The organism is Alishewanella sp. SMS8 (genome assembly GCF_030737935.1).
Taxonomy (GTDB): domain Bacteria; phylum Pseudomonadota; class Gammaproteobacteria; order Enterobacterales; family Alteromonadaceae; genus Alishewanella; species Alishewanella maricola.
In genome coordinates this window covers 91,745-112,141 of the sequence record NZ_JAPJEA010000001.1, presented here as the reverse complement: position 1 = coordinate 112,141, position 20,397 = coordinate 91,745, and the positions used below count along the sequence as shown (strand labels likewise).

20 protein-coding genes are annotated in these 20,397 nt (G+C 45.4%); 13 read left to right on the top strand and 7 right to left on the bottom strand.

Features of this window, described 5'->3' with window-relative positions; genetic code table 11:
- Positions 1-51 precede the first annotated feature (51 nt).
- Positions 52-1,698: an electron transfer flavoprotein-ubiquinone oxidoreductase gene (locus tag ORJ01_RS00550; protein ID WP_306176584.1), complete on the bottom strand. Its 1,647-nt coding sequence runs from the start codon at positions 1,696-1,698 to the stop codon at positions 52-54.
- A 247-nt stretch (positions 1,699-1,945) separates the two neighbouring features.
- On the opposite strand from ORJ01_RS00550, the gene ORJ01_RS00545 reads away from it, so the two are divergent.
- The 3 genes from ORJ01_RS00545 (at position 1,946) to ORJ01_RS00535 (ending at position 4,311) form a co-directional block, all read left to right on the top strand.
- A complete protein-coding gene (locus ORJ01_RS00545; RefSeq protein ID WP_226751479.1) occupies positions 1,946-2,695 on the top strand; it encodes an electron transfer flavoprotein subunit beta/FixA family protein in 750 nt (249 codons plus the stop codon).
- Positions 2,695-3,621, top strand: coding sequence for an electron transfer flavoprotein subunit alpha/FixB family protein (locus ORJ01_RS00540; RefSeq protein WP_306176583.1), 927 nt, complete (start codon positions 2,695-2,697; stop codon positions 3,619-3,621). Before ORJ01_RS00545 ends, ORJ01_RS00540 begins: the two co-directional genes overlap by 1 nt.
- Before the next feature lie 195 nt (positions 3,622-3,816).
- A complete protein-coding gene (locus ORJ01_RS00535; protein WP_306176582.1) occupies positions 3,817-4,311 on the top strand; it encodes a GNAT family N-acetyltransferase in 495 nt (164 codons plus the stop codon).
- A 63-nt stretch (positions 4,312-4,374) separates the two neighbouring features.
- On the opposite strand, the gene ORJ01_RS00530 is transcribed toward ORJ01_RS00535, so the two are convergent.
- On the bottom strand, positions 4,375-5,400 hold the full coding sequence (locus ORJ01_RS00530; RefSeq protein WP_306176581.1) for a CNNM domain-containing protein: 1,026 nt from the start codon (positions 5,398-5,400) through the stop codon (positions 4,375-4,377).
- A gap of 141 nt (positions 5,401-5,541) precedes the next feature.
- Positions 5,542-5,982 (bottom strand): ferric iron uptake transcriptional regulator, encoded by a 441-nt coding sequence (fur, locus tag ORJ01_RS00525; protein WP_226751483.1) that lies wholly within the window; start codon positions 5,980-5,982, stop codon positions 5,542-5,544.
- Positions 5,983-6,134: 152 nt separating this feature from the next.
- Here fur and ORJ01_RS00520 point away from each other — a divergent pair, with 152 nt between their 5' ends.
- Positions 6,135-6,605: a DUF4442 domain-containing protein gene (locus ORJ01_RS00520; protein WP_229585883.1), complete on the top strand. Its 471-nt coding sequence runs from the start codon at positions 6,135-6,137 to the stop codon at positions 6,603-6,605.
- Positions 6,606-6,669: 64 nt separating this feature from the next.
- On the opposite strand, the gene fldA is transcribed toward ORJ01_RS00520, so the two are convergent.
- The 4 genes from fldA to ORJ01_RS00500 form a co-directional block, all read right to left on the bottom strand.
- Positions 6,670-7,200 carry a flavodoxin FldA gene (gene fldA / locus ORJ01_RS00515; protein WP_226751485.1) on the bottom strand — a complete coding sequence of 177 codons (531 nt, stop codon included), beginning with the start codon at positions 7,198-7,200 and terminating at the stop codon, positions 6,670-6,672.
- Positions 7,201-7,213: 13 nt separating this feature from the next.
- A complete protein-coding gene (gene ybfE / locus ORJ01_RS00510; protein WP_226751486.1) occupies positions 7,214-7,486 on the bottom strand; it encodes a LexA regulated protein in 273 nt (90 codons plus the stop codon).
- Between the two features lie 15 nt (positions 7,487-7,501).
- Complete coding sequence (locus ORJ01_RS00505; protein ID WP_226751487.1) at positions 7,502-7,699, bottom strand: DUF2788 domain-containing protein; 198 nt, start codon at positions 7,697-7,699, stop codon at positions 7,502-7,504.
- Between the two features lie 64 nt (positions 7,700-7,763).
- Complete coding sequence (locus ORJ01_RS00500) at positions 7,764-8,525, bottom strand: alpha/beta fold hydrolase (RefSeq protein ID WP_226751488.1); 762 nt, start codon at positions 8,523-8,525, stop codon at positions 7,764-7,766.
- Between the two features lie 106 nt (positions 8,526-8,631).
- On the opposite strand from ORJ01_RS00500, the gene seqA reads away from it, so the two are divergent.
- The 9 genes from seqA (at position 8,632) to ORJ01_RS00455 (ending at position 20,310) form a co-directional block, all read left to right on the top strand.
- Entirely contained in the window at positions 8,632-9,195 is a 564-nt protein-coding gene (gene seqA / locus ORJ01_RS00495; RefSeq protein WP_226751489.1) for a replication initiation negative regulator SeqA, read from the top strand.
- 16 nt (positions 9,196-9,211) lie between these two features.
- Positions 9,212-10,861 (top strand): phosphoglucomutase (alpha-D-glucose-1,6-bisphosphate-dependent), encoded by a 1,650-nt coding sequence (gene pgm / locus ORJ01_RS00490; protein WP_306176580.1) that lies wholly within the window; start codon positions 9,212-9,214, stop codon positions 10,859-10,861.
- A 205-nt stretch (positions 10,862-11,066) separates the two neighbouring features.
- Positions 11,067-13,547 carry a glycogen/starch/alpha-glucan phosphorylase gene (locus tag ORJ01_RS00485; RefSeq protein ID WP_306176579.1) on the top strand — a complete coding sequence of 827 codons (2,481 nt, stop codon included), beginning with the start codon at positions 11,067-11,069 and terminating at the stop codon, positions 13,545-13,547.
- Between the two features lie 132 nt (positions 13,548-13,679).
- Positions 13,680-14,549, top strand: a complete 870-nt coding sequence (locus tag ORJ01_RS00480) for an ABC transporter substrate-binding protein (RefSeq protein ID WP_306176578.1) — start codon at positions 13,680-13,682, stop codon at positions 14,547-14,549.
- A gap of 104 nt (positions 14,550-14,653) precedes the next feature.
- Complete coding sequence (gene astE, locus ORJ01_RS00475) at positions 14,654-15,691, top strand: succinylglutamate desuccinylase (RefSeq protein ID WP_306176577.1); 1,038 nt, start codon at positions 14,654-14,656, stop codon at positions 15,689-15,691.
- A gap of 144 nt (positions 15,692-15,835) precedes the next feature.
- Positions 15,836-17,020, top strand: coding sequence for a thiamine pyrophosphate-dependent dehydrogenase E1 component subunit alpha (locus ORJ01_RS00470; RefSeq protein WP_226751494.1), 1,185 nt, complete (start codon positions 15,836-15,838; stop codon positions 17,018-17,020).
- Complete coding sequence (locus tag ORJ01_RS00465) at positions 17,020-17,997, top strand: alpha-ketoacid dehydrogenase subunit beta (protein WP_226751495.1); 978 nt, start codon at positions 17,020-17,022, stop codon at positions 17,995-17,997. Before ORJ01_RS00470 ends, ORJ01_RS00465 begins: the two co-directional genes overlap by 1 nt.
- Before the next feature lie 10 nt (positions 17,998-18,007).
- Entirely contained in the window at positions 18,008-19,615 is a 1,608-nt protein-coding gene (locus ORJ01_RS00460) for a dihydrolipoyllysine-residue acetyltransferase (RefSeq protein ID WP_306176576.1), read from the top strand.
- Positions 19,616-19,803: 188 nt separating this feature from the next.
- The gene (locus ORJ01_RS00455; RefSeq protein WP_306176575.1) at positions 19,804-20,310 is read left to right on the top strand and encodes an energy transducer TonB; all 507 of its coding nucleotides are present in this window, start codon (positions 19,804-19,806) and stop codon (positions 20,308-20,310) included.
- The last annotated feature ends 87 nt before the right edge of the window (positions 20,311-20,397 follow it).

Sequence of the window (20,397 nt, the reverse complement as noted above, 5' to 3'; positions counted from 1 at the left end):
CAAGCAAAACGCCGCGTTTCACGCGGCGTTTTTTAAGAGCTACAAACATGCTTACATATTTGGGTAGTTCGGCCCGCCGCCCCCTTCTGGTGTCACCCAAGTAATATTCTGACTGGGATCTTTAATGTCACAGGTTTTACAGTGAATGCAGTTCTGCGCATTAATTTGTAGCTTAGGATTAGCGTGTTCGTCTTCGATAATTTCATAGACTCCTGCCGGACAATAACGCTGTGCTGGTTCGGCATATTTGGCTAAATTAACCGTGATGGGAATGCTGGTATCTTTTAAACGTAGATGACAAGGCTGTTCTTCCTCATGGTTGGTATTGGACAAATACACTGAACTTAAGCGATCAAAACTGAGCTGGTTATCTGGTTTCGGATAACTGATTGGCTGACACTCGCTGGCCAGTTTTAAACAGGCGTGATCCGGCGTGGTATCGTGTAGGGTAAAGGGTAATTTACCCTGAAACAGGTTTTGATCCAGCGTGTTATAGACACCACCAAAAAAGGTTCCAAATTTATGGATGGCAGCACCAAAGTTTCGCGCGCTATAAAGCTCTGTATAGAGCCAGCTATTTTTAATATTACTGGCGTAAGCCGTTAAATCTTCTCCACCCAAATCACCATTAAATAAGGCATCCGCAACGGTTTCGGCAGCCAACATACCCGATTTCATGGCTGTGTGATTACCTTTAATTTTGGCAAAGTTTAAGGTACCGGCATTACAACCGAGCAGTAAACCACCTTTGAAGCTCATTTTTGGTAAGCTGTGCAAGCCGCCTTTGGCAATAGCACGGGCACCGTAAGTCACGCGTTTGCCGCCACTAAGATATTGACGAATGACCGGATGTTGCTTATAGCGTTGAAACTCCTCAAACGGGTTCAGATACGGGTTTTGATAATTTAAATCGACAATTAATCCGACCACAACTTGCTGATCTTCGCTGTGGTATAAATAACCGCCACCGCTGGCATCATTTAAAGGCCAGCCAGCAGAATGCACGACTAAACCTGGATGATGTTGATCGGCAGGCACATCCCAAATTTCTTTAAAGCCAATAGCATAATGTTGTGGCGCGCTGTCTAGATCCAATTTAAATTGGCTAATCAGTTGTTTGCCTAAATGTCCGCGGCAACCTTCAGCAAACAACGTATATTTTGCCTTTAACTCCATGCCGGGTGTGTAACTGTCTTTGGGTTGACCTTGGCGATCAACACCCATATCACCAATGATTATGCCAGCAACGGCACCGTCGTTTATCAGTAATTCGCTGGCGGCAAAACCGGGGAAAATATCGACACCTAAACCTTCAGCTTGTTCGGCTAACCAACGACACAAATTGGCTGCAGAGATAATAAAATTGCCGCTGTTATGCATGGTTTTAGGTGTGGCTATACCTGGTATTTTTCGAGCCTGCTCGGCGTTATTAAACCAGTAGATATCATCATGGGTTACCGGTGTATTGAGTGGTGCGCCAAGTGTTTGCCAGTCAGGTAATAATTCATTTAATGCTCTGGGTTCAAACACGGCACCCGATAGGATATGAGCGCCCACTTCAGAGCCTTTTTCCACCACACAAACAGACAGTTCTTGAGCTGCGGCTTGCGCGCGTTGCATCAAACGGATAGCAGCTGATAAACCAGCTGGACCTGCACCGACGATGACAACGTCGTACTCCATTGCTTCTCTTTCCACTGAATACCTCTCTTGCTGCGTTGGGGGTGGCGGTCGCCAGAGTCTTAATGAAATTAACGCATTAAGTCACTCAGTAAACCGACGTTGGATGCTATAGTTTACATAATTGTCGCATCTAATACCGCTATCAGAATATTGCAGGTTGACGTTAACGTCAACAGGAAGTAGATTGGCAGGCATTCGACAAGTTAAACTTTACCTTCACGTAAAGCAGCCTGCAAAAGGCTGGCATTAATATGAGGCCATTATGAAGCTATTAGTACCGGTAAAACGGGTAATTGATTATAACGTGAAAGTTCGGGTTAAACCGGATCAATCTGGTGTGGATTTAGCAAATGTCAAAATGGCATTAAACCCGTTCTGCGAAATTGCTGTTGAAGAAGCGGTACGCTTAAAAGAAGCCGGTAGCGCTAGCGAAGTGATCGTGGTGTCTATTGGTGCAAAAGCGGTTCAAGAACAGCTGCGTACAGCCTTAGCTTTAGGTGCGGACCGTGCTATTCATATCGAAACTGACCTTACGCTTGATTCGTTACAAGTGGCTAAATTATTAGCCAAAGTGGTGGCAGAAGAACAACCACAGTTAGTGATTCTGGGTAAACAAGCGATCGATTCTGATAATAACCAAACCGCTCAGATGTTAGCTGCGCTAACCGGTATGGGGCAGGGTACTTTTGCCTCAAAAGTGGTTGTGGCTAATGATAAAGTGCAAGTGACGCGTGAAATTGACGGTGGCTTGCAAACAGTAGAACTGAGTTTACCTGCGGTAGTATCAACCGATCTACGCTTAAATGAACCGCGCTACGCTTCACTGCCGAACATTATGAAAGCGAAAAAGAAACCTTTAGATGTGAAAGCTGCAGACAGTTTCGGTGTCGGCTTAAGCTCAGAAGTTCAGACTTTAAAAGTCACGGCACCACAAAGCCGTAAAGCCGGGGTCATTGTCGAGTCAGTGGCCGAGTTGGTCAGCAAGTTAAAAGATGAAGCGAAGGTGATCTGATGACGATTTTAGTAATTGCAGAACATAATAACGCGGCGTTAAAAGCGGATACATTCAAAACAGTACAAGCAGCCACATTAATTGGTCAAGACATCCATCTGTTAGTGGCGGGGTCAGATTGCCAAGCCTCAGCTAACGAAGCCGCGACCATCGCGGGGGTCAGTAAAGTGTTGCACGCAGATGCGCCTGCTTATGGCCATCAACTGGCTGAAAATGTCGCTGCACTGGTGGCCGAGCTTGGCGCGAGTTACAGCCATATTCTGGCGGCCGCGACCACCACCGGTAAAAATATGCTGCCACGCGTAGCGGCTTTACTTGACGTGGCACAGCTTTCCGATGTGATTGCGATTGAAAGTGCCGATACCTTTGTCAGACCGATCTATGCAGGTAACGCTATCGCTACCGTGCACTCGACTGCTAAGATTAAAGTATTAACAGTGCGTAGTTCCGTTTTTGCCGCTGCTGCAACCGGCAATGCTGCAGCCATTGAAGCGGTGTCGGTGGTTAAAGATCTCGGTGTATCTCGTTTTGTCGCAGAAGAGTTAACCAAATCAGAGCGTCCTGAACTGACCGCCGCTAAAGTCATTATTTCTGGTGGCCGTGGTATGCAAAATGGTGAAAATTTTGCGCTGCTAAATGGGATTGCCGATAAGTTGAATGCGGCGATTGGTGCGTCTCGCGCAGCAGTGGATGCCGGCTTTGTGCCAAATGATATGCAAGTGGGTCAAACCGGTAAAATTGTGGCTCCTGATTTATATATTGCTGTCGGTATTTCTGGTGCTATTCAACACTTAGCCGGTATGAAAGACTCGAAAGTGATTGTTGCAATTAACAAAGACGCTGAAGCGCCAATCTTCCAAGTAGCGGATTACGGTATTGTTGGCGATTTGTTCAATGTGCTTCCTGAGCTTGACGCTGCACTGTAACCGCTGGCGTTAATAGCAACTCGTTATGAAAAACGGAGTGGCCAAGCCACTCCGTTTTTTTAGGCAACGACAAAAACTTTTACCTGCATCACTCCACTTTTAGCATAATCTGCTGGCTTTTCTTTAGGCGCAACTTTACTATTCGCAGCTATTATTTATCTTATATGGTCTGGTTCGTCTTTAGGGAGAAAGGTCATGTTACCGCTTATTCGACATGCAGAGCCGGCAGATATTGCGGCAGTGAAAGCCATTTATGATACCCCCTTAGTCTATGCCAACACCTTACAATTGCCGTTTCAGCCGATGGCAAAATGGCAAAGTTTATTTGAACCGCAAGCCGGTTTTTATAATTTGGTGGCGGAGTTAGAAGGTGAAGTCATTGGTCAATTAGGTTTACAGGTGATGCAGAATCCACGGCGACGCCATGCAGCGGATATTGGTATGGCAGTAGCTGAAGCGTATCAAGGGCAGGGTGTGGGGTCGTCACTGCTTCGTGCCGCCTTAGATTTAGCGGATAACTGGTTAGCATTGCGGCGTATTGAATTACTGGTGTATAGCAATAACGACTCAGCGATTGCATTGTATGAACGTTTTGGTTTTGAAGTTGAGGCGGAATTAACAGATTATGCCTTTCAATATGGCAACTATATCAATGCGCTGCAAATGGTGCGGATTAATGCTGACCTTTAATCAAAGCGTACCGCCGTTTTAAGACGATTTAGGGTGAAACCTTAGATTTCACCCTAATATTTGTTATTTCATCTCTTCCAGTTGTTTTTGCTTGTTTTCCCAACGGCGTTTCGCAAAACGACGCAGGTTAGGAATGTTATCGGTTTCATCCATAATAGGTTGGCCGATAATCGCTTCAAACACATCTTCCATGGTTACTAAACCCATCCAGCTGCCGTACTCGTCATAAACCAGCGCCATATGTTGCTGCTCGCGGATCAGCTGCGACATTAATTGCTCAACATTCATTTTATCCGAAATGACTTTAACCGGTTTTTTGATGTCTGAGGCCGTCTGTCCACTTTGATAATCCAACATGTCATAACGAAACACGATGCCGATGGGGGCTTCTTCGTGATCTAAAATAGGATAACGGGAATACTGACCTTTTTTGGCGCGTTTCACTAAATCGGCTAACAATTCATCCGGTTTGGCATAATCACAAACGGTGCGCGGCGTCATAATATCGCGTACTTTGATTTCATGCAGATCCAAAATATTACTGATCACGCGTTGCTCATTTTCATCTAGCTTATTTAACTCGCGGCCCAAAATGGTTAGGGCTTTAATTTCTTGTCTTAAATCAAGTTCATGCTGGCCGCCCCCAAATAATTTCATTACCTGATCCGACATCCAGATAAAAGGTTTTAGCAGCAGAATCATCGTGTTTAACACGGTAGGCAACACTGGCACTAGGCTTGGCCAATAACGGGCACCGATGGTTTTTGGCACGATCTCTGAAAGAATCAAGATCAATAATGTCATTACCGCAGAAGCGATACCCAAATAACCATCGCCAAATACAATAGTCACTTGCGCACCGACACCGGTAGCACCCACGGTATGTGCCACGGTATTGAGCGTTAAAATAGCCGCTAAGGGTTGGTCAATTTTTTCTTTCAGTTGTTTTAGTTTTTCGTATAGCTTTGGCTTGAGCAATTTTTGCTGCGCAATATAGCTCGGTGTGATGGAGAGTAGGGCGGCTTCAAGAATAGAGCAAATGAAGGAAACGCTGATAGACAAAACCACAAACGCGATCAGTAGACTCATAAAATTTAGCTTTAACACCTCTTTTTGCCAAGACAGCAACATTATATCAAGCGTATTTAACAATAGCTTCAAAATTATTGCTGATGTTGAGCAGCGATATGAATAAAAAACCTTCACAAGGAAGGTTTTTAAGATTTCAATTTACTGATTTTGCGCGTAAAGCTTACATTTTGCCGTATCTTCGCACTCACCATACAAATACAAACTGTGATGGGTGAGTTTGATACCATTGCTGTTAGCAATTTCTAATTGGCGTCTTTCGATAATATCATCTTCAAATTCGACAACCTTACCGCATTTTAAACAAACTAAATGATCATGATGGTTAGCACCGGTGAGCTCAAACACCGATTTTCCGCCTTCAAAATGGTGGCGCGTTAAAATGCCTGCATCATCAAATTGGTTAAGTACTCGATAAACTGTGGCTAAACCGATATCTTCACCCAACTCCAACAGGATTTTATACACATCTTCAGCACTGATATGCTGATTTTTTGGATCTTGTAGGATCTCAAGGATTTTTACTCGAGGCAGCGTGACTTTAAGACCCGCTTTGCGTAATTCGGTATTGTGATCGTTCATAAGTACTCTTTTTTAACGTGAACTTGCCAAGGATTATAAAGAGATCAGGTTTATATTCAAATGCTTTATGTAGATTGCTTTTTTAAGAGCCACTCTTGTACTGTTAACGGCAATCGGTAGAATGCGCTAAACAGGTCTTACCAGGGGAACTTATGCGTTGGGCATTTAAGCCATCGGTGCTGCGGCATTTACTTAATTTTTGGCCGCCGTTTTTATTTTGTGGTATCAGAGTAACGGTATTAAGTGATGATTATCGCTATTGTAAAGTAGAGCTAAAATCACGGCCTTGGACCAAAAACATTAATCGCAGTCAATTTGGCGGTTCTATGTTTGCGATGACCGATCCCATTTATCCCTTGATGTTAATGGGCGCCTTAGGTAAAGAGTACCACGTTTGGGATAAACAAGCAGACATCAACTTTATTAGTCCTGGCTACAGTAAGTTGGTGGCTGAGTTTTGGTTATCGGATGACACCGTGACCGACATCAAGCAACACACAGCGCAAGGCGACAAATATTTTCCACAATTTTTGGTGCACATTCATGATGCAAAACATCAGGTGGTGTGTGAGGTCAATCGTACCTTGTATGTGCGAAAGAAAGCACAATATCGCGCTGGCTAAGCATCAAAAGCACAAAGGCTGCCCATGGCAGCCTTTGTTTGAATAGCCTAAGCGCTGGCTGAAATTACAGCGAGGCAAATTCAGCTAGACTCATTTCATCATAAACTTGCTTACACCACTGCTTAACCCTTTTTTCGGTTAATTCAGGTTGACGATCTTCGTCAACCCCTAAACCGATAAAGTGGTTATCATCTACTAAGGCTTTTGAAGCCACAAAGTTGTAGCCTGCGGTTGGCCAGTGTCCAACGATGATGGCGCCTTTAGGTTCGATGATGTCACGTAATGTGCCCATCGCATCGAGGAAATACTCCGCGTAATCTTCCTGATCACCACAACCAAAGATACCAACCAGTTTATTATTAAAGTCGATGCCTTCAAGTTCTGGGAAGAAATCGTCCCAGTCACATTGTGCTTCGCCATAATACCAAGTAGGAATGCCCAGCAGCAGTAAATCAAAATTCGCTATATCTTCTTTACTGCTTTTAGCGATATCCCGTACTTCTATTAACTGTTTACCCAGTTCTTTCTGGATCATTTTGGCGATATGTTCAGTGTTACCTGTATCGCTACCAAAAAAAATGCCAACTGTTGCCATGTTTTAAGCCTTCTTACCCGGCCAAAGCCTGTTCTAAAAGATGTTCAATAAAGTGACTACGTGTCATATTTGCTTGTGCAGCGGCCAAATCAAGCTTTTCACAAAGCTGTTCTGGCACTTTACACTCAATACGCTTTAAGCCCTTAACACGATCGCGTTTAATTTGATTACGTTTGTTTTGTTTCAGTTGTTCTTCCCGTGGCAACAAATTGGTTTTGGGCCGACCAGGACGCTTATCCAAAGCAAACAAATCAATAGTTGTGCGATCAGTGGCTATTTTCGCCATTAATCTGTAACCCTCTTATTCGAAAAAATACTGCACAATACTTTTCACGATAAACACCAGAGGTGATAAAAACAGCACTAGCCAAACAAAGATATGTCCGATTCTTGGTGCTTCACTTTTCTTCAAGACGTCTCGGATAGCTAGTACGATAAAGAAGTACAATCCGCCAAGTCCTAACCATAATCCAATGGTTTCAAACTGTTCTATGCTCATTGACATCGTTCGCCTCTGAAAAAAGTGCGCGCATCATAGCATATTTAGTGAAAAGTTTTCTGCGTTACGTCAATAAAAAGTCAGATACCAGCTTATTAAATGCACTGGGTTTTTCGGCATGTAACCAATGCCCTGTGCCTTGAATGATCTTCGCTTGTGCCTTTGGAAATAAGCCTAAGATAGTTTCGCGATGTTCTGGCAAAATATAATCCGATTCGGCGCCCTTGATAAACAAGACTTTACCATTGAATTGGCCCCCGGCTTGTGGCGCGCTTATCAGCTGCGGATACTGCTGCTGCAAGGCGGCTAAGTTAAAGCGCCAACGAAATACGTTGTCTGTTTTTTCTAAGCTCTTCAGTAAAAACTGCCGCACACCAGGTTCAACAATGTGCTGCGCCATTTGTTGGTCTGCCTCACCGCGATTGGCGATGTGCAAAAGATCAACCTGATTTAAGCCGGCAAAAACCGAGTTATGCCGAGCGCTGTAACTGACCGGAGCAATATCCGCCACAATTAAGCGGTCGAGTTGCTCAGGGTAACGCAGCGCAAATTCCATCGCCAATTTACCGCCCATCGAGTGTCCTAACACTGCAAAAGGTCGCAGCCCTAAACCCTCTAAGGTTTCAGACAGATCGGCTGCCATCAGCGAATAGTTCATTTCATCACTGTGTGCAGAGCGGCCATGATTACGTACATCAATGTTGAGTACCTGAAAATGCTCGCTTAACGCACGCGCTACACCGCCTAAATTTTCTAAGCTACCGAATAAACCGTGGACTAACACCACTAAGGGGCCTTGGCCTGTTAATTGATAATGTAAAATCATAATTATCCTATCTGCGTAATTGCTGCTATTTTAACAAAACAGCGAACTGGCGTCAGTGGCAAAGCCTTTATATAATGAGCTGAATTTGAGGTAACGGATTAAATCTATGAAAACCATTGAAATTGACGACGATTTGTATCAATACATTGCGGCACAGACATTACAGATTGGCGAAAGTGCGTCGGATATACTGCGTCGTTTATTGCCTGGTGCCCCGCTAAAAACTTCCACGGCATCCCTTGACAGCTCGTCAGAGCTCAACAAAGCTAAATCTGAAGCGCCAGTGGTTCCGGTTGCAACGGTTAGCGAGCAGCCAAAGCGTACCGAGAAACAAGGCAATATTTTTGATCTGGTCACACCGGCTGATTTACAAGCCGAGCACAATATTGTTGGCCGTTTTCTGTATTTGTTGTCGGTGTTAGCCCGAGTACACAAAAAAGACTTCCCCAATGTGTTGGAAATTAAAGGACGCAATCGACTGTATTTTGCTAAATCAGCAGCTGAATTGTCTGAAAGTGGCAGTAGTACAAACCCTAAGCAAATTCCGAATACGGATTTTTGGGTGATTACTAACTCAAACACAACTCGCAAGAAAATGATGTTGACAGAAACGGCAAGCAAACTGGGTTATAGCGCTGAAGACGCAGAACGTATTCGCGATTTATTATAATAATTAAGGAATGGTTATGTCATTACATCCGCTGGCAGGTCAGCCGGTACCTAACGAACTTATCCCGAATGTTTGCCGCTTAATGACGGCCTATTATGTCCTAGAACCCGATATTCATAGCCATGCCACTCACCGCGTTAGCTTTGGGACTTCTGGGCATCGTGGTAGCGCATTAAGCTGCTCTTTCAACGAGCCGCACGTTTTAGCCATTTGCCAAGCAGTCGCTGATTATCGTAAAGCACAGGGGATTACGGGTCCGTTGTTTTTAGGTAAAGATACGCATGCCTTATCTGAAGCCGCCTTTGCCAGTGCCTTGGAGGTGTTAATTGCTAACAACATTCAGGTTTGTATTCAAGAAGGCCTTGGCTATACGCCTACGCCGGTTATTTCGCATGCCATTTTAACGCAAAATAAAGGCGCTACTGGCCAACTTGCCGATGGTATTGTTATTACACCGTCGCACAATCCACCTGAAGATGGCGGTATTAAGTACAATCCACCGCACGGTGGCCCAGCGGATACCGATGCGACAGACTGGATTGAGCAACGCGCTAATGAATTACTGGCTAATGAATTAGAGGGTGTTCGGATGATGCCCTACGCCTTGGCCATACAATCAGGCTATTGCCAGCATATTGATTATATCCAGCACTATGTTGATGACCTTGAAAACGTGATCGATATGGCCGCGATTGCCAAAGCCGGGATACGGATCGGGGTGGATCCTTTAGGGGGTTCCGGTATTGCCTATTGGCCCCGTATTGCTGAACGTTACGGTTTAAATATTACCGTAGTAAACAACAAAGTTGACCCATCATTCTCTTTTATGTCGTTAGATAAAGACGGCAAGATCCGTATGGATTGTTCCTCTGCTTATGCCATGGCGAATTTAATTAAACTCAAAGATCAGTTTGATGTGGCCATTGGTAATGATCCAGATTTTGACCGTCATGGCATCGTGACACGCAGTGGTGGCTTGATGAATCCAAACCATTACTTGGCGGTGGCGATCAATTATTTACTGGCGAATCGACCGCAGTGGGATGACAAACTGGCCATCGGTAAAACCTTGGTATCCAGTGCGCTAATTGACCGAGTCGTTGCAGCACAAGGCCGTATTTTAAAAGAAGTACCGGTTGGCTTTAAATGGTTTGTTGAAGGTTTACACCAAGGCACTATTGCTTTTGGTGGCGAAGAGAGCGCCGGTGCCAGTTTTTTACGCCATGATGGTTCCGCTTGGTCTACCGATAAAGACGGTTTTATCCTAGGCTTATTAGCCGCTGAAATGCTGGCAAAAACCGGTGTTGACCCTTATCAGCAATACCAAGCATTAACACGTGAGCTGGGCTCGCCGTTGTATCGTCGTTTAGATGCGCCGGCGGATGCCAAGCAAAAAGCGGCATTGAAGAATCTGGATACCAGCAGTGTCAGTGCCACCCATTTAGCGGGTGATGCCATCTTAGCGGTATTAACGAAGGCACCCGGTAACGATGCCAGTATTGGTGGCGTAAAAGTCGTGACAAAGAATGGCTGGTTTGCTGCGCGGCCATCGGGTACCGAAAATGCCTACAAAATTTACTTAGAGAGTTTTGTTGATCAGGCCCACTTAGAGCAGTTAGAAACTGATGCAAAAGCCTTTGTGGCTGATGTGTTCAGTAAAATGTAGTGTTATACCCTTTTGGCAGTTAAACACGCTTATGTCACGCGTTTGCCTGCCTTTTGCGTTTTAGATAAAAATCATGGTTGTGTAATTTAATTACAAAACGCACTATTTTTTTTGCCAAAACGACCTTTATAGGCTATTGTTTTGGTAATTTTTCAACAAATGTGCATTGAAATCGTGAGATACGCGTAAAACTTTAGGATTGGCAATGAAAAAAAACACTACATCTAAAGCGGCCTCGTCTGCCGCAACTGCCACAGAGCAGTTGAAAGAACGCATTGTTAAACATTTACACTCCACCTTAGGAACCGATCTTAATAAAGCCAATCATCAGGCTTGGTGGCGCGCGACCTGTGCGGCTGTCAACGAACAAATCTACGACGGTTTAAGAACTACACAACGTACCCATTATGAAAAAGATACCCGGGCACTCCACTATTTCAGTTTAGAGTACCTGATGGGACGTATGTTCAGTAATAACCTGCATAACCTTGGGTTATACGAGCAAGCAAAACAAGCCTTATCTGAATTGGGCTTAGACATTGCCGATTTGGAAGATCAAGAAGAAGATATGGCACTGGGTAACGGTGGTTTAGGGCGCTTAGCCGCGTGCTTTATCGAATCGTTAGCCACCTTAAATTATCCGGCCATTGGATATGGTATTCATTACGAAAACGGTTTATTCCAGCAAAGTTTTCAAGATGGCCGGCAAATTGAACGTCCAGACAGCTGGCGCGAATACGGTAACCCTTGGGAGATTTGTCGCCCAGAATCAGTACAAGAAATTGCTGTTTATGGTTATGTCGAAACGGTATTTGATTTACAAGGCCAAATGCAAAAAGTCTGGCACCCGGGACGGATCATCAAAGGTGTGCCTTGGGATATTCCTATCGTGGGTTACGAAGGCAGCTCAGTTAACGTGCTGCGTTTATGGGAAAGCCGTGCTTCAGACTTTTTTAACTGGGACGTATTTAATTCCGGTGGTTATATTGATGCGGCACGGGAAAACGTGGAAGCAGAAAACATTTCCAAGGTGTTATACCCCAATGATGAAACGGATGCCGGTAAAGAATTACGGTTAATTCAACAGTATTTCTTTTGTTCTTGTTCATTAAAAGACATTATCCGTCGTTATAAACGTCGGCATGGTGATGATTGGAGCCACTTTGGAAAACAAGTGGTCATTCAATTAAACGATACTCACCCTGCGGTAGCGATTCCTGAATTAATGCGCATTTTAGTCGACCGAGCGCAAATGGCTTGGGATGATGCATGGGCGATTTGTCAGCAGGTTTTTGCCTACACCAACCATACCCTCTTGCCAGAAGCACTAGAGCGTTGGCCGGTAAGATTGTTTGAAAAAGTCCTACCACGACATATTGAGATCATTTATGAAATCAACCGTCGTTTCTTGTTAGAGCAGGTAGACGTATTGTGGCCTGGCGATAACGAGAAAAAACGTAAATTGTCTATTATCGAAGAAGGCCATGAGCCGATGGTTCGGATGGGGCATTTATCGGTGGTGGGTTCATTTAAAGTAAATGGTGTTGCCGAAGTACACTCTAAATTAGTGCAATCCGATCTGTTCCCAGAAATGGTGGCATTATGGCCGGATAAATTTACCAACATTACTAACGGTGTCACGCCACGACGTTGGTTAAAGTCATGTAACCCGCGTTTAGCTAAGTTACTGGATTCGGTGGTTGGCACTGACTGGCCACGAGAGCTGAATAAGTTACAAAAACTGGTTGAGCATGCCAAAGATCCGCAGTTTCAAGAAAACTTTATGACGATTAAACAGCAAAATAAAGCTGATTTAGCCGAAGTGATTAAGAAGCTGACGCGCATCGATGTTGATCCTACCGCGATGTTTGACGTGCAAATTAAACGTTTACATGAATACAAACGGCAACATCTGAATTTACTGCACATTTTGGCGTTATATCGTCGCATTTTGCAAAATCCAGACTACGATATGGTGCCTCGCGTGTTCTTGTTTGGTGCTAAAGCCGCACCCGGCTACAAGCTGGCTAAAGACATAATTTATGCCATCAATAAAGTCGCAGAGAAAATCAACAACGATAAACGAGTTAAAAACCGTATCAAAGTGGTATTTATGCCGAACTATCGGGTTACTTTGGCTGAAAAACTGATCCCTGCAGCAGATATTTCTGAGCAAATTTCTACTGCTGGTAAAGAAGCGTCGGGTACCGGTAATATGAAACTGGCGTTAAATGGTGCCATTACAGTGGGAACCTTGGATGGGGCTAATATTGAAATTGCCGAAGAAGTTGGTGAAGACAATATCGCGATCTTCGGTTTAACAGTAGATGAAGTGAAAGCGTTGCATCAGAAGGGTTATCATAGCAGTGAGTATTACCACAATAACCCTGAGTTGAAAGCGATTCTGGATTGGTTAGAAACCGATTACTTTACGCCGGGCAAACCCGGTGAGTTAGCGGCAATTAAACGCAGCTTGTTAGATGACAACGATCCATACTTAGTATTGGCTGATTTTGAGTCTTACTTAGCGGCGCAGCAAAAAGTCGATACATGGTATCGCGACCCAGCACTTTGGGCTGAGAAAGCCATTATTAATACCGCATCGGTTGGGAAATTTACCTCTGATCGTTCTATCAACGATTATGTTGCACGGGTGTGGGATTTGAAATCCTGTGACGTGACGTAAAAAGTAAACGTCTGCTTACGTTTTGTCATCGTCTAGACGGCAGCGCTTGCGCTGCCGTTTTATTTAATGCTCGAAACTTGTCTTACTTTATTCTAAGCTGATGTCAAATTCGAGAGTGTAGAGTAACAGTGTATGCGTTTTCTTTGTGTGGTATTAAGCGTATTCTGCTTAAGCAAAATAGCCAGTGCTAACGAGGCAAAAGTTAACGTTTTGAATTGGGCTATTAATGATGCACCGCCGTTTCATATTATTGACGGGCCTTATCAAGGATTAGGCTTATGTGATAGTTTAATGGATGCGGTACATCGCGCCTTGCCAGATAAACAACGTTCAGTGTGGTTAATGCCACAAGCGCGCATCAGTAGTTTGCTACGCCAACAAGTTGATGTATGCTTTCCTTGTATGATTTATCATGGCCGACATGATGAGCGAGCCTATTTCAGTTTACCGACCCATGTCTATTACCCCTATCAATTGATCACCACTAAAGTCAAAGCGGCACAGATACAATTGCGCTATGGTAATCCATTAGCTTTTACCGCCTTATTAGCTGACAAACACTACCGCTTAGGTTATCCGGCGGGGCGGCGCTATAGTATTTTGCAGCCCTTGTTAGATAAAACCCCACCGTTTCTCGCGCGAACTGGCAGTGGCGGTGCTATTGCGATCCTGCAGATGATTGTGGCAGATCGCTTAGATTACACGATGGATTATCCGATTATTGCCAATTATTTTCATAAAGTGTTTGACAGCGAGTTAACGTTAACCCCACTGCAAGAAAACGATCAAACGCACATGCCTGGTGCCATTGGCTGTGCTAAAACGGCATGGGGCCAAGCGGTCTTAGCCGAAATCAACGCGGTAATGCCACAAATAAGACAAGATCCCGCCTTTCTAAATGTTCTGGAATTGTGGGCAGGGCAAGATCCTGCTGCTTACCTAGAGTTTAATAAACGGCATTTGGCCAATCCTGCTTATAATGCCAGCCCCTTACAACCTTGAATAGCTTCGTGCTAACTGCGGCGTTTGGTGATCAGGCTTTCTCGGGTTACTATCAGAAAAAAAAACGACTAAGCATTAACATTTTATCGACAGGAGTAACATCAATGATGATGGAGCAGTTTCGTCATAGCGGCGATTTTTTAGCTTTTACCTTAGCCAATCCTAATGGTTTAGCCCCTTGTCAGTTTGAATTAGGCTCAGGCGTTACTGTAGAGATCTGGGATACTGGCGTGATCTGTTTTCAGCCCGCCCAAGCCGCTCGACAACATATTATTCTCAGTTGTGGTGTGCATGGTAATGAAACGGCTCCCATCGAACTGTGTGACGCTATCGTGCAAGATATTTTACAGGGGCATTTAACACCTACTGAGCGGGTATTAGTGCTATTCGCTAATCCTGCCGCCATAAATTTAGGCCGTCGTGAAGTGACTGAGAATTTAAATCGGTTATTTTCGGGGCATCATAGTAAGGGGGCGGGTTTAATCAACGCCGAGCGGCAACGCGCCCAAGCGTTAGAGCAGTATGTTACACGATTTTATGAAGGCGCCCCGGCCAATGAGCCGCGTTGTTTATATGATTTACACACCGCCATTCGTGGCTCTCGTTTTGAGAAGTTCGCCGTGTATCCTTTTTTACATGGTAAGCCTTGGCGCAAACAACAGTTACAATTTCTGGCGGCTTGCGATGTGCACACGGTGCTGATGATGCAAACGCCGGCCAGTACCTTTAGCTATTATGCGTCGCACAGCCATGGCGCGGATGCCTTTACCATAGAGCTGGGTAAAGTGCAGCCGTTTGGCCAAAATGATATGTCACGTTTTGCCCAAGCAGACAGTGCCTTACGTGCACTGATTACTAACCGTTTACTTGCGCCGAAACCTTTTGCGGCAGAAGATTTTCATCTTTATGAAGTGTATCGCGCCATTAACAAGCAAACTCAAGATTTCAAGTTGCATTTTGCTGACGATGTCCAGAATTTCACCAGTTATCCGTTAGGTAGCTTATTGGCCACCGATGGTGACTTAGAGTATCGGGTAGAGCGCGAGGGGGAGGCGTTAATTTTCCCGAACGCTAAAGTGGCCATTGGGCAGCGTGCTATGCTGATGGTGGTACCCACAGACATTCAACATAACCTGATCTAACGTCTTAACGGCTTTAGCCAGTAAATATAACCTGACAGTACTGTGTGCTGTCAGGTTTTTTTATGCCAGCGCGCGGTTGCATTGCAGTTTACGTAAAGGTAAAGTCTAGCGGAAAAACGAGTCATTACAACCAAGAGAGTCCTTATGACCAATCCAAATAACGCCACCATTACTACGGTGCATCGCGCAGAGTTTACTGCCAGTGACGCGTTAAAAATCCCTACCTTAAGGATCCTGAAAGACGATGGTAGCCTTTATGCAGAAGCAGAGGCACCCACGTTAGACAAGGCAACCGCGTTAAAAATGTATGACACTATGGTGTTTATCCGAGTGTTAGATGAAAGGATGTTGGCTGCACAGCGCCAAGGTCGTATCAGTTTTTACATGCAATGCTTAGGCGAAGAGGCAACCACTGTCGGCAGTGCGGCAGCGTTAACGGATCTTGACATGATTATGGCGCAATACCGCGAACAAGGTGCTTTGCGCTATCGCGGCTTTACGCTTGAACAATTTATGAACCAGTTGTTCTCCAACGAGAAAGACTTGGGTAAAGGCCGGCAGATGCCGGTGCATTATGGAAGCAATGCCATCAACTATATGACGATTTCGTCACCCTTAGGCACCCAGATCCCACAGGCCAGTGGTTATGCTTATGCGCAAAAGTTGCGAGGATTGGACGCCGTGACAATTTGTTATTTTGGTGAAGGCGCGGCTTCTGAAGGCGACTTCCATGCCGGTTTAAATATGGCAGCGGTGCACAAAGCACCGGTGATTTTCTTCTGCCGAAACAATGGCTATGCCATTTCTACGCCAGCGAATGAGCAGTTTGTCGGTGACGGTATTGCCTGTCGCGCGGTAGGTTATGGCATGAAGTCGATTCGAGTTGACGGTGCCGATATTCTGGCGGTGTTTAAGGCAACGCAAATGGCCCGTGAATATGCGTTAAAGCATAACGAGCCGGTATTAATTGAGTCGATGGCATACCGTTTAGGTGCCCATTCTTCTTCTGATGATCCAAGCGGCTATCGTTCTAAGGAAGAAGAAGCCTTGTGGCGCAAGAACGACCCTATTGCCCGTTACAAAGCCTGGTTATTACAGCAAGGTTGGCTGGATGAAGCGGCTGACAAAGCGCAAACTGAGCAGTTACGTATTGATATCTTAGATGCCCTTAAAGTGGCTGAAAAAGTGGCGAAGCCTGGTATCGAACACTTAATTTCTGATGTTTATGCCGAGCCTATTCCTGCATTACAGCAACAATTAGACGAATTAAAACAGCATATCCGGAAATATCCAGATGCGTATCCGATCACGGCGGGGAGATTAGACTAATGGCAAAAATGAACATGTTGCAGGCCATTAACAATGCCCTCGATTTGGCAATGGCTAAAGATGATGGCGTGGTCTGTTTTGGTGAAGATGTTGGCCACTTTGGTGGTGTATTTCGTGCAACCAGTAAACTGCAAGAAAAATATGGTAAAGCCCGTTGTTTCAACACGCCACTGACTGAGCAAGGTATCGCTGGTTTTGCCAATGGTATGGCGGCACAGGGCATGAAGCCGGTCGCTGAAATTCAATTTGCGGATTATATCTTCCCCGCCTTTGACCAAATCGTCAATGAAACCGCCAAGTTTCGCTACCGCTCAGGTAATGAATTTAATGTCGGTGGCTTGGTGTTTCGTACGCCTTACGGCGGCGGCATTGCTGGTGGACATTACCACAGCCAAAGCCCAGAGGCCTATTTTGCGCACACCCCGGGTTTAAAAATCGTGGTACCTCGTGACCCTTATCAAGCGAAAGGCTTACTCTTAGCCTCGATTGCTTGCCCGGATCCGGTGATCTTTTTTGAACCGAAGAAACTGTATCGTGCCTCCATTGGTGAAGTTCCAGAAGAGTATTACGAGTTACCTATCGGTAAAGCTGAGATCCTGCAACAAGGTAAGGATGTCACAGTACTCGGCTGGGGCGCGCAAATGGAAATTATTCAAAAAGCCGTTGAGATGGCCGCTGCCGAAGGTATTTCTTGTGAAGTGATTGACTTGCGCAGCATTCTGCCATGGGATGCGGATACCGTTGCCGCATCCGTGAAAAAAACTGGCCGTTTAGTGATTAACCATGAAGCGCCATTAACCGGTGGTTTCGCTGGTGAAATTGCCGCGACCATTCAAGGCAGCTGTTTCTTGCACCTCGAAAGTCCCATCGAACGGGTGTGCGGTATGGATACACCTTATCCGCTGGCGCTAGAAAAAGAATATGTCGCCGATCATCTGAAAACCTTCGAAGCGATTAAACGCTCGGTTAACTTCTAAGGAGCCTTGGATGAAACAGGATTTTATTCTGCCAGATATTGGCGAAGGTATTGTTGAGTGTGAAATCGTGGAATGGCTGGTTGCTGAGGGCGATACCATCAGTGAAGACCAACCGGTTTGTGATGTGATGACCGACAAAGCTTTAGTGCAGATCCCCGCGGTTTATAACGGTGTGGTCAGTAAATTGTATTATGCCAAAGGCGAGATTGCTAAGGTACATGCGCCATTATTTGCAATGGAGATTGCCGACGATGGCAATACCGCTGCCCATGTTGAACCCGCGAAGGCCACCCAAGTAGCGGCCCCAGCTCAGCCTGCTGCTGCGCCACAAGCCAATGGCATGATCAGTGAAGACTTTATTTTACCGGATATCGGTGAGGGTATTGTCGAGTGTGAAATCGTAGAATGGTTAGTTGCTGAAGGTGAGACCATCAGCGAAGATCAACCGGTTTGTGATGTGATGACTGATAAAGCCTTAGTGCAGATCCCAGCAAAACACTCGGGTGTTGTCAGTAAACTGTATTATGCCAAAGGTGAAATTGCCAAGGTGCATGCGCCGTTATTTGCCATCAGTCTTGCAGTGGATGCGCCATCTGACAGCAACAATGCGGTTACCGCAGCCCCCGCAGCCATCGCGAGCAGCACCGTAAATGCTCAGCCTCAAGCCAGTAATCATGCTGCGGTAAATCGTCAGGCGCCACAAGGTAAAGCCTTAGCTAGCCCTGCGGTGCGGCGCTTAGCACGTGAACTGGGTGTGGATATTCATTTGGTACCAGGCTCTGGTGATAAAGGCCGAGTGTTTAAAGACGATGTCCGTGCCTTTACTGCCGGTGAGGCGAAGCCCACGACGCAAGCAACTGCCAGCAGCGTGAGCAACACGACAGCTTCTGCAGCGCCAGCTGCAGCATCAGCGACTCATCGCGTTGAAGCCATTCGGGGGATTAAAGCAGCCATGGCTCGGCAAATGACCGAGTCGGTATCGACTATTCCGCATTTTACTTATTGCGAAGAAATCGATTTAACGGAATTGATTGCCCTGCGCAGCCAGTTAAAAGATCACTATGCCAAGCAAGGCGTGAAACTGACCATGATGCCGTTCTTTATGAAAGCCTTATCGCTGGCGATCAATGAGTTTCCGGTAATGAACAGTCAGCCGAATGCCGACTGCACTGAGTTAACTTATTTTAGTGCGCACAATATTGGCATTGCGGTTGACTCTAAAGTTGGTTTGTTAGTGCCAAATATTAAAGGGTGTGAGCAAAAGTCCATTGTGGAAATTGCTAATGCCTTAACTAAATTAACGGATGCTGCTCGCGAAGGCCGAGTGAGTCCAGCTGATTTAAAAGGCGGCACGATTACCATCAGTAATATTGGCGCCATTGGTGGCACAGTAGCGACACCCATCATCAATAAACCGGAAGTGGCGATTGTCGCCCTAGGTAAGGTACAGTCTTTACCGCGCTTTGATGCCAAAGGCCAAGTGGTCGCTCGGCAAATTATGCAAGTGAGCTGGTCAGGCGATCACCGCGTTATTGATGGCGGTACCATTGCACGCTTTACTAATTTGTGGAAACAGTATTTAGAGCAGCCAAACAGTATGCTGGTGGCTATGCGCTAAACCGTGCATTTTAAGTCGCTGTAAAACCCCAGCTTGCTGGGGTTTTGTTTTTGGTGAATTGAAACTGAAATGTAAACTTTATTTTTTTGCGATGTTGCGTTAAATTGCTGACTGTTTATGTTTTATCCATCAGTCGTTATCACAGCGTGTTGTCAGTGTTTATTTGAATTTAATCTAAAGGAACTAGAATGGTTATTGTTAGCAACCCCCAGTATGGTATCAAGCTCAGCATCATACTCGCGGCACTCATGCTCAGTGCTTGCCAAACCCCAGCGCCTTCAGCCTATTCTGATTTACCGTTAACGCCAGGTTTGCTGAATCAGCCGTCGTGGCAGGTGGTCAAGCCGATTGAACCGCTTTATCCGGTCGAAGAAGCCATAGAGGGTACCGAGGGTTGTGCCAGCCTTTCTTATGTGGTGACGCCCACTAATCAATTAACGGATGTGCAGGTGTTGCATGCGTCCTCACATCGATTTGCCCGTGAAGCTCGCAAAGCCATCGCTAAGTGGCAATGGCAACATTTACCGGCAGGGTTGCTCAATGCACCGGTGAAAAGCGCTGTGCGTTTTGAATTTTGTTTAGAAGATAACAGTGGGCACTGCAATGACGCCTTTTTTGCTGCGCCATCGACATGCCCAGGCGAGGATGTACTTCCGGTCATTGGTTATCGGATCACGAATCTCAAAAGAGAATAGCCGTGTTTAGCGTGATGACCGGCAGATTAAGCTTGTAAAAAAAACAGGGAGTGCTAAGGTCAAATCTTGTTATGTCGGGAGTTATCA

Bases quoted from the DNA above. Each gene is read 5' to 3' on its own strand.
- ORJ01_RS00545 (WP_226751479.1), top strand. From the start codon at position 1,946: ATGAAGCTATTAGTACCGGTAAAACGGGTAATTGATTATAACGTGAAA.
- ORJ01_RS00540 (WP_306176583.1), top strand. From the start codon at position 2,695: ATGACGATTTTAGTAATTGCAGAACATAATAACGCGGCGTTAAAAGCG.
- ORJ01_RS00535 (WP_306176582.1), top strand. From the start codon at position 3,817: ATGTTACCGCTTATTCGACATGCAGAGCCGGCAGATATTGCGGCAGTG.
- ORJ01_RS00530 (WP_306176581.1), bottom strand. From the start codon at position 5,400: ATGAGTCTACTGATCGCGTTTGTGGTTTTGTCTATCAGCGTTTCCTTC.
- fur (WP_226751483.1), bottom strand. From the start codon at position 5,982: ATGAACGATCACAATACCGAATTACGCAAAGCGGGTCTTAAAGTCACG.
- ORJ01_RS00520 (WP_229585883.1), top strand. From the start codon at position 6,135: ATGCGTTGGGCATTTAAGCCATCGGTGCTGCGGCATTTACTTAATTTT.
- fldA (WP_226751485.1), bottom strand. From the start codon at position 7,200: ATGGCAACAGTTGGCATTTTTTTTGGTAGCGATACAGGTAACACTGAA.
- ybfE (WP_226751486.1), bottom strand. From the start codon at position 7,486: ATGGCGAAAATAGCCACTGATCGCACAACTATTGATTTGTTTGCTTTG.
- ORJ01_RS00505 (WP_226751487.1), bottom strand. From the start codon at position 7,699: ATGAGCATAGAACAGTTTGAAACCATTGGATTATGGTTAGGACTTGGC.
- ORJ01_RS00500 (WP_226751488.1), bottom strand. From the start codon at position 8,525: ATGATTTTACATTATCAATTAACAGGCCAAGGCCCCTTAGTGGTGTTA.
- seqA (WP_226751489.1), top strand. From the start codon at position 8,632: ATGAAAACCATTGAAATTGACGACGATTTGTATCAATACATTGCGGCA.
- pgm (WP_306176580.1), top strand. From the start codon at position 9,212: ATGTCATTACATCCGCTGGCAGGTCAGCCGGTACCTAACGAACTTATC.
- ORJ01_RS00485 (WP_306176579.1), top strand. From the start codon at position 11,067: ATGAAAAAAAACACTACATCTAAAGCGGCCTCGTCTGCCGCAACTGCC.
- ORJ01_RS00480 (WP_306176578.1), top strand. From the start codon at position 13,680: ATGCGTTTTCTTTGTGTGGTATTAAGCGTATTCTGCTTAAGCAAAATA.
- astE (WP_306176577.1), top strand. From the start codon at position 14,654: ATGATGATGGAGCAGTTTCGTCATAGCGGCGATTTTTTAGCTTTTACC.
- ORJ01_RS00470 (WP_226751494.1), top strand. From the start codon at position 15,836: ATGACCAATCCAAATAACGCCACCATTACTACGGTGCATCGCGCAGAG.
- ORJ01_RS00465 (WP_226751495.1), top strand. From the start codon at position 17,020: ATGGCAAAAATGAACATGTTGCAGGCCATTAACAATGCCCTCGATTTG.
- ORJ01_RS00460 (WP_306176576.1), top strand. From the start codon at position 18,008: ATGAAACAGGATTTTATTCTGCCAGATATTGGCGAAGGTATTGTTGAG.
- ORJ01_RS00455 (WP_306176575.1), top strand. From the start codon at position 19,804: ATGGTTATTGTTAGCAACCCCCAGTATGGTATCAAGCTCAGCATCATA.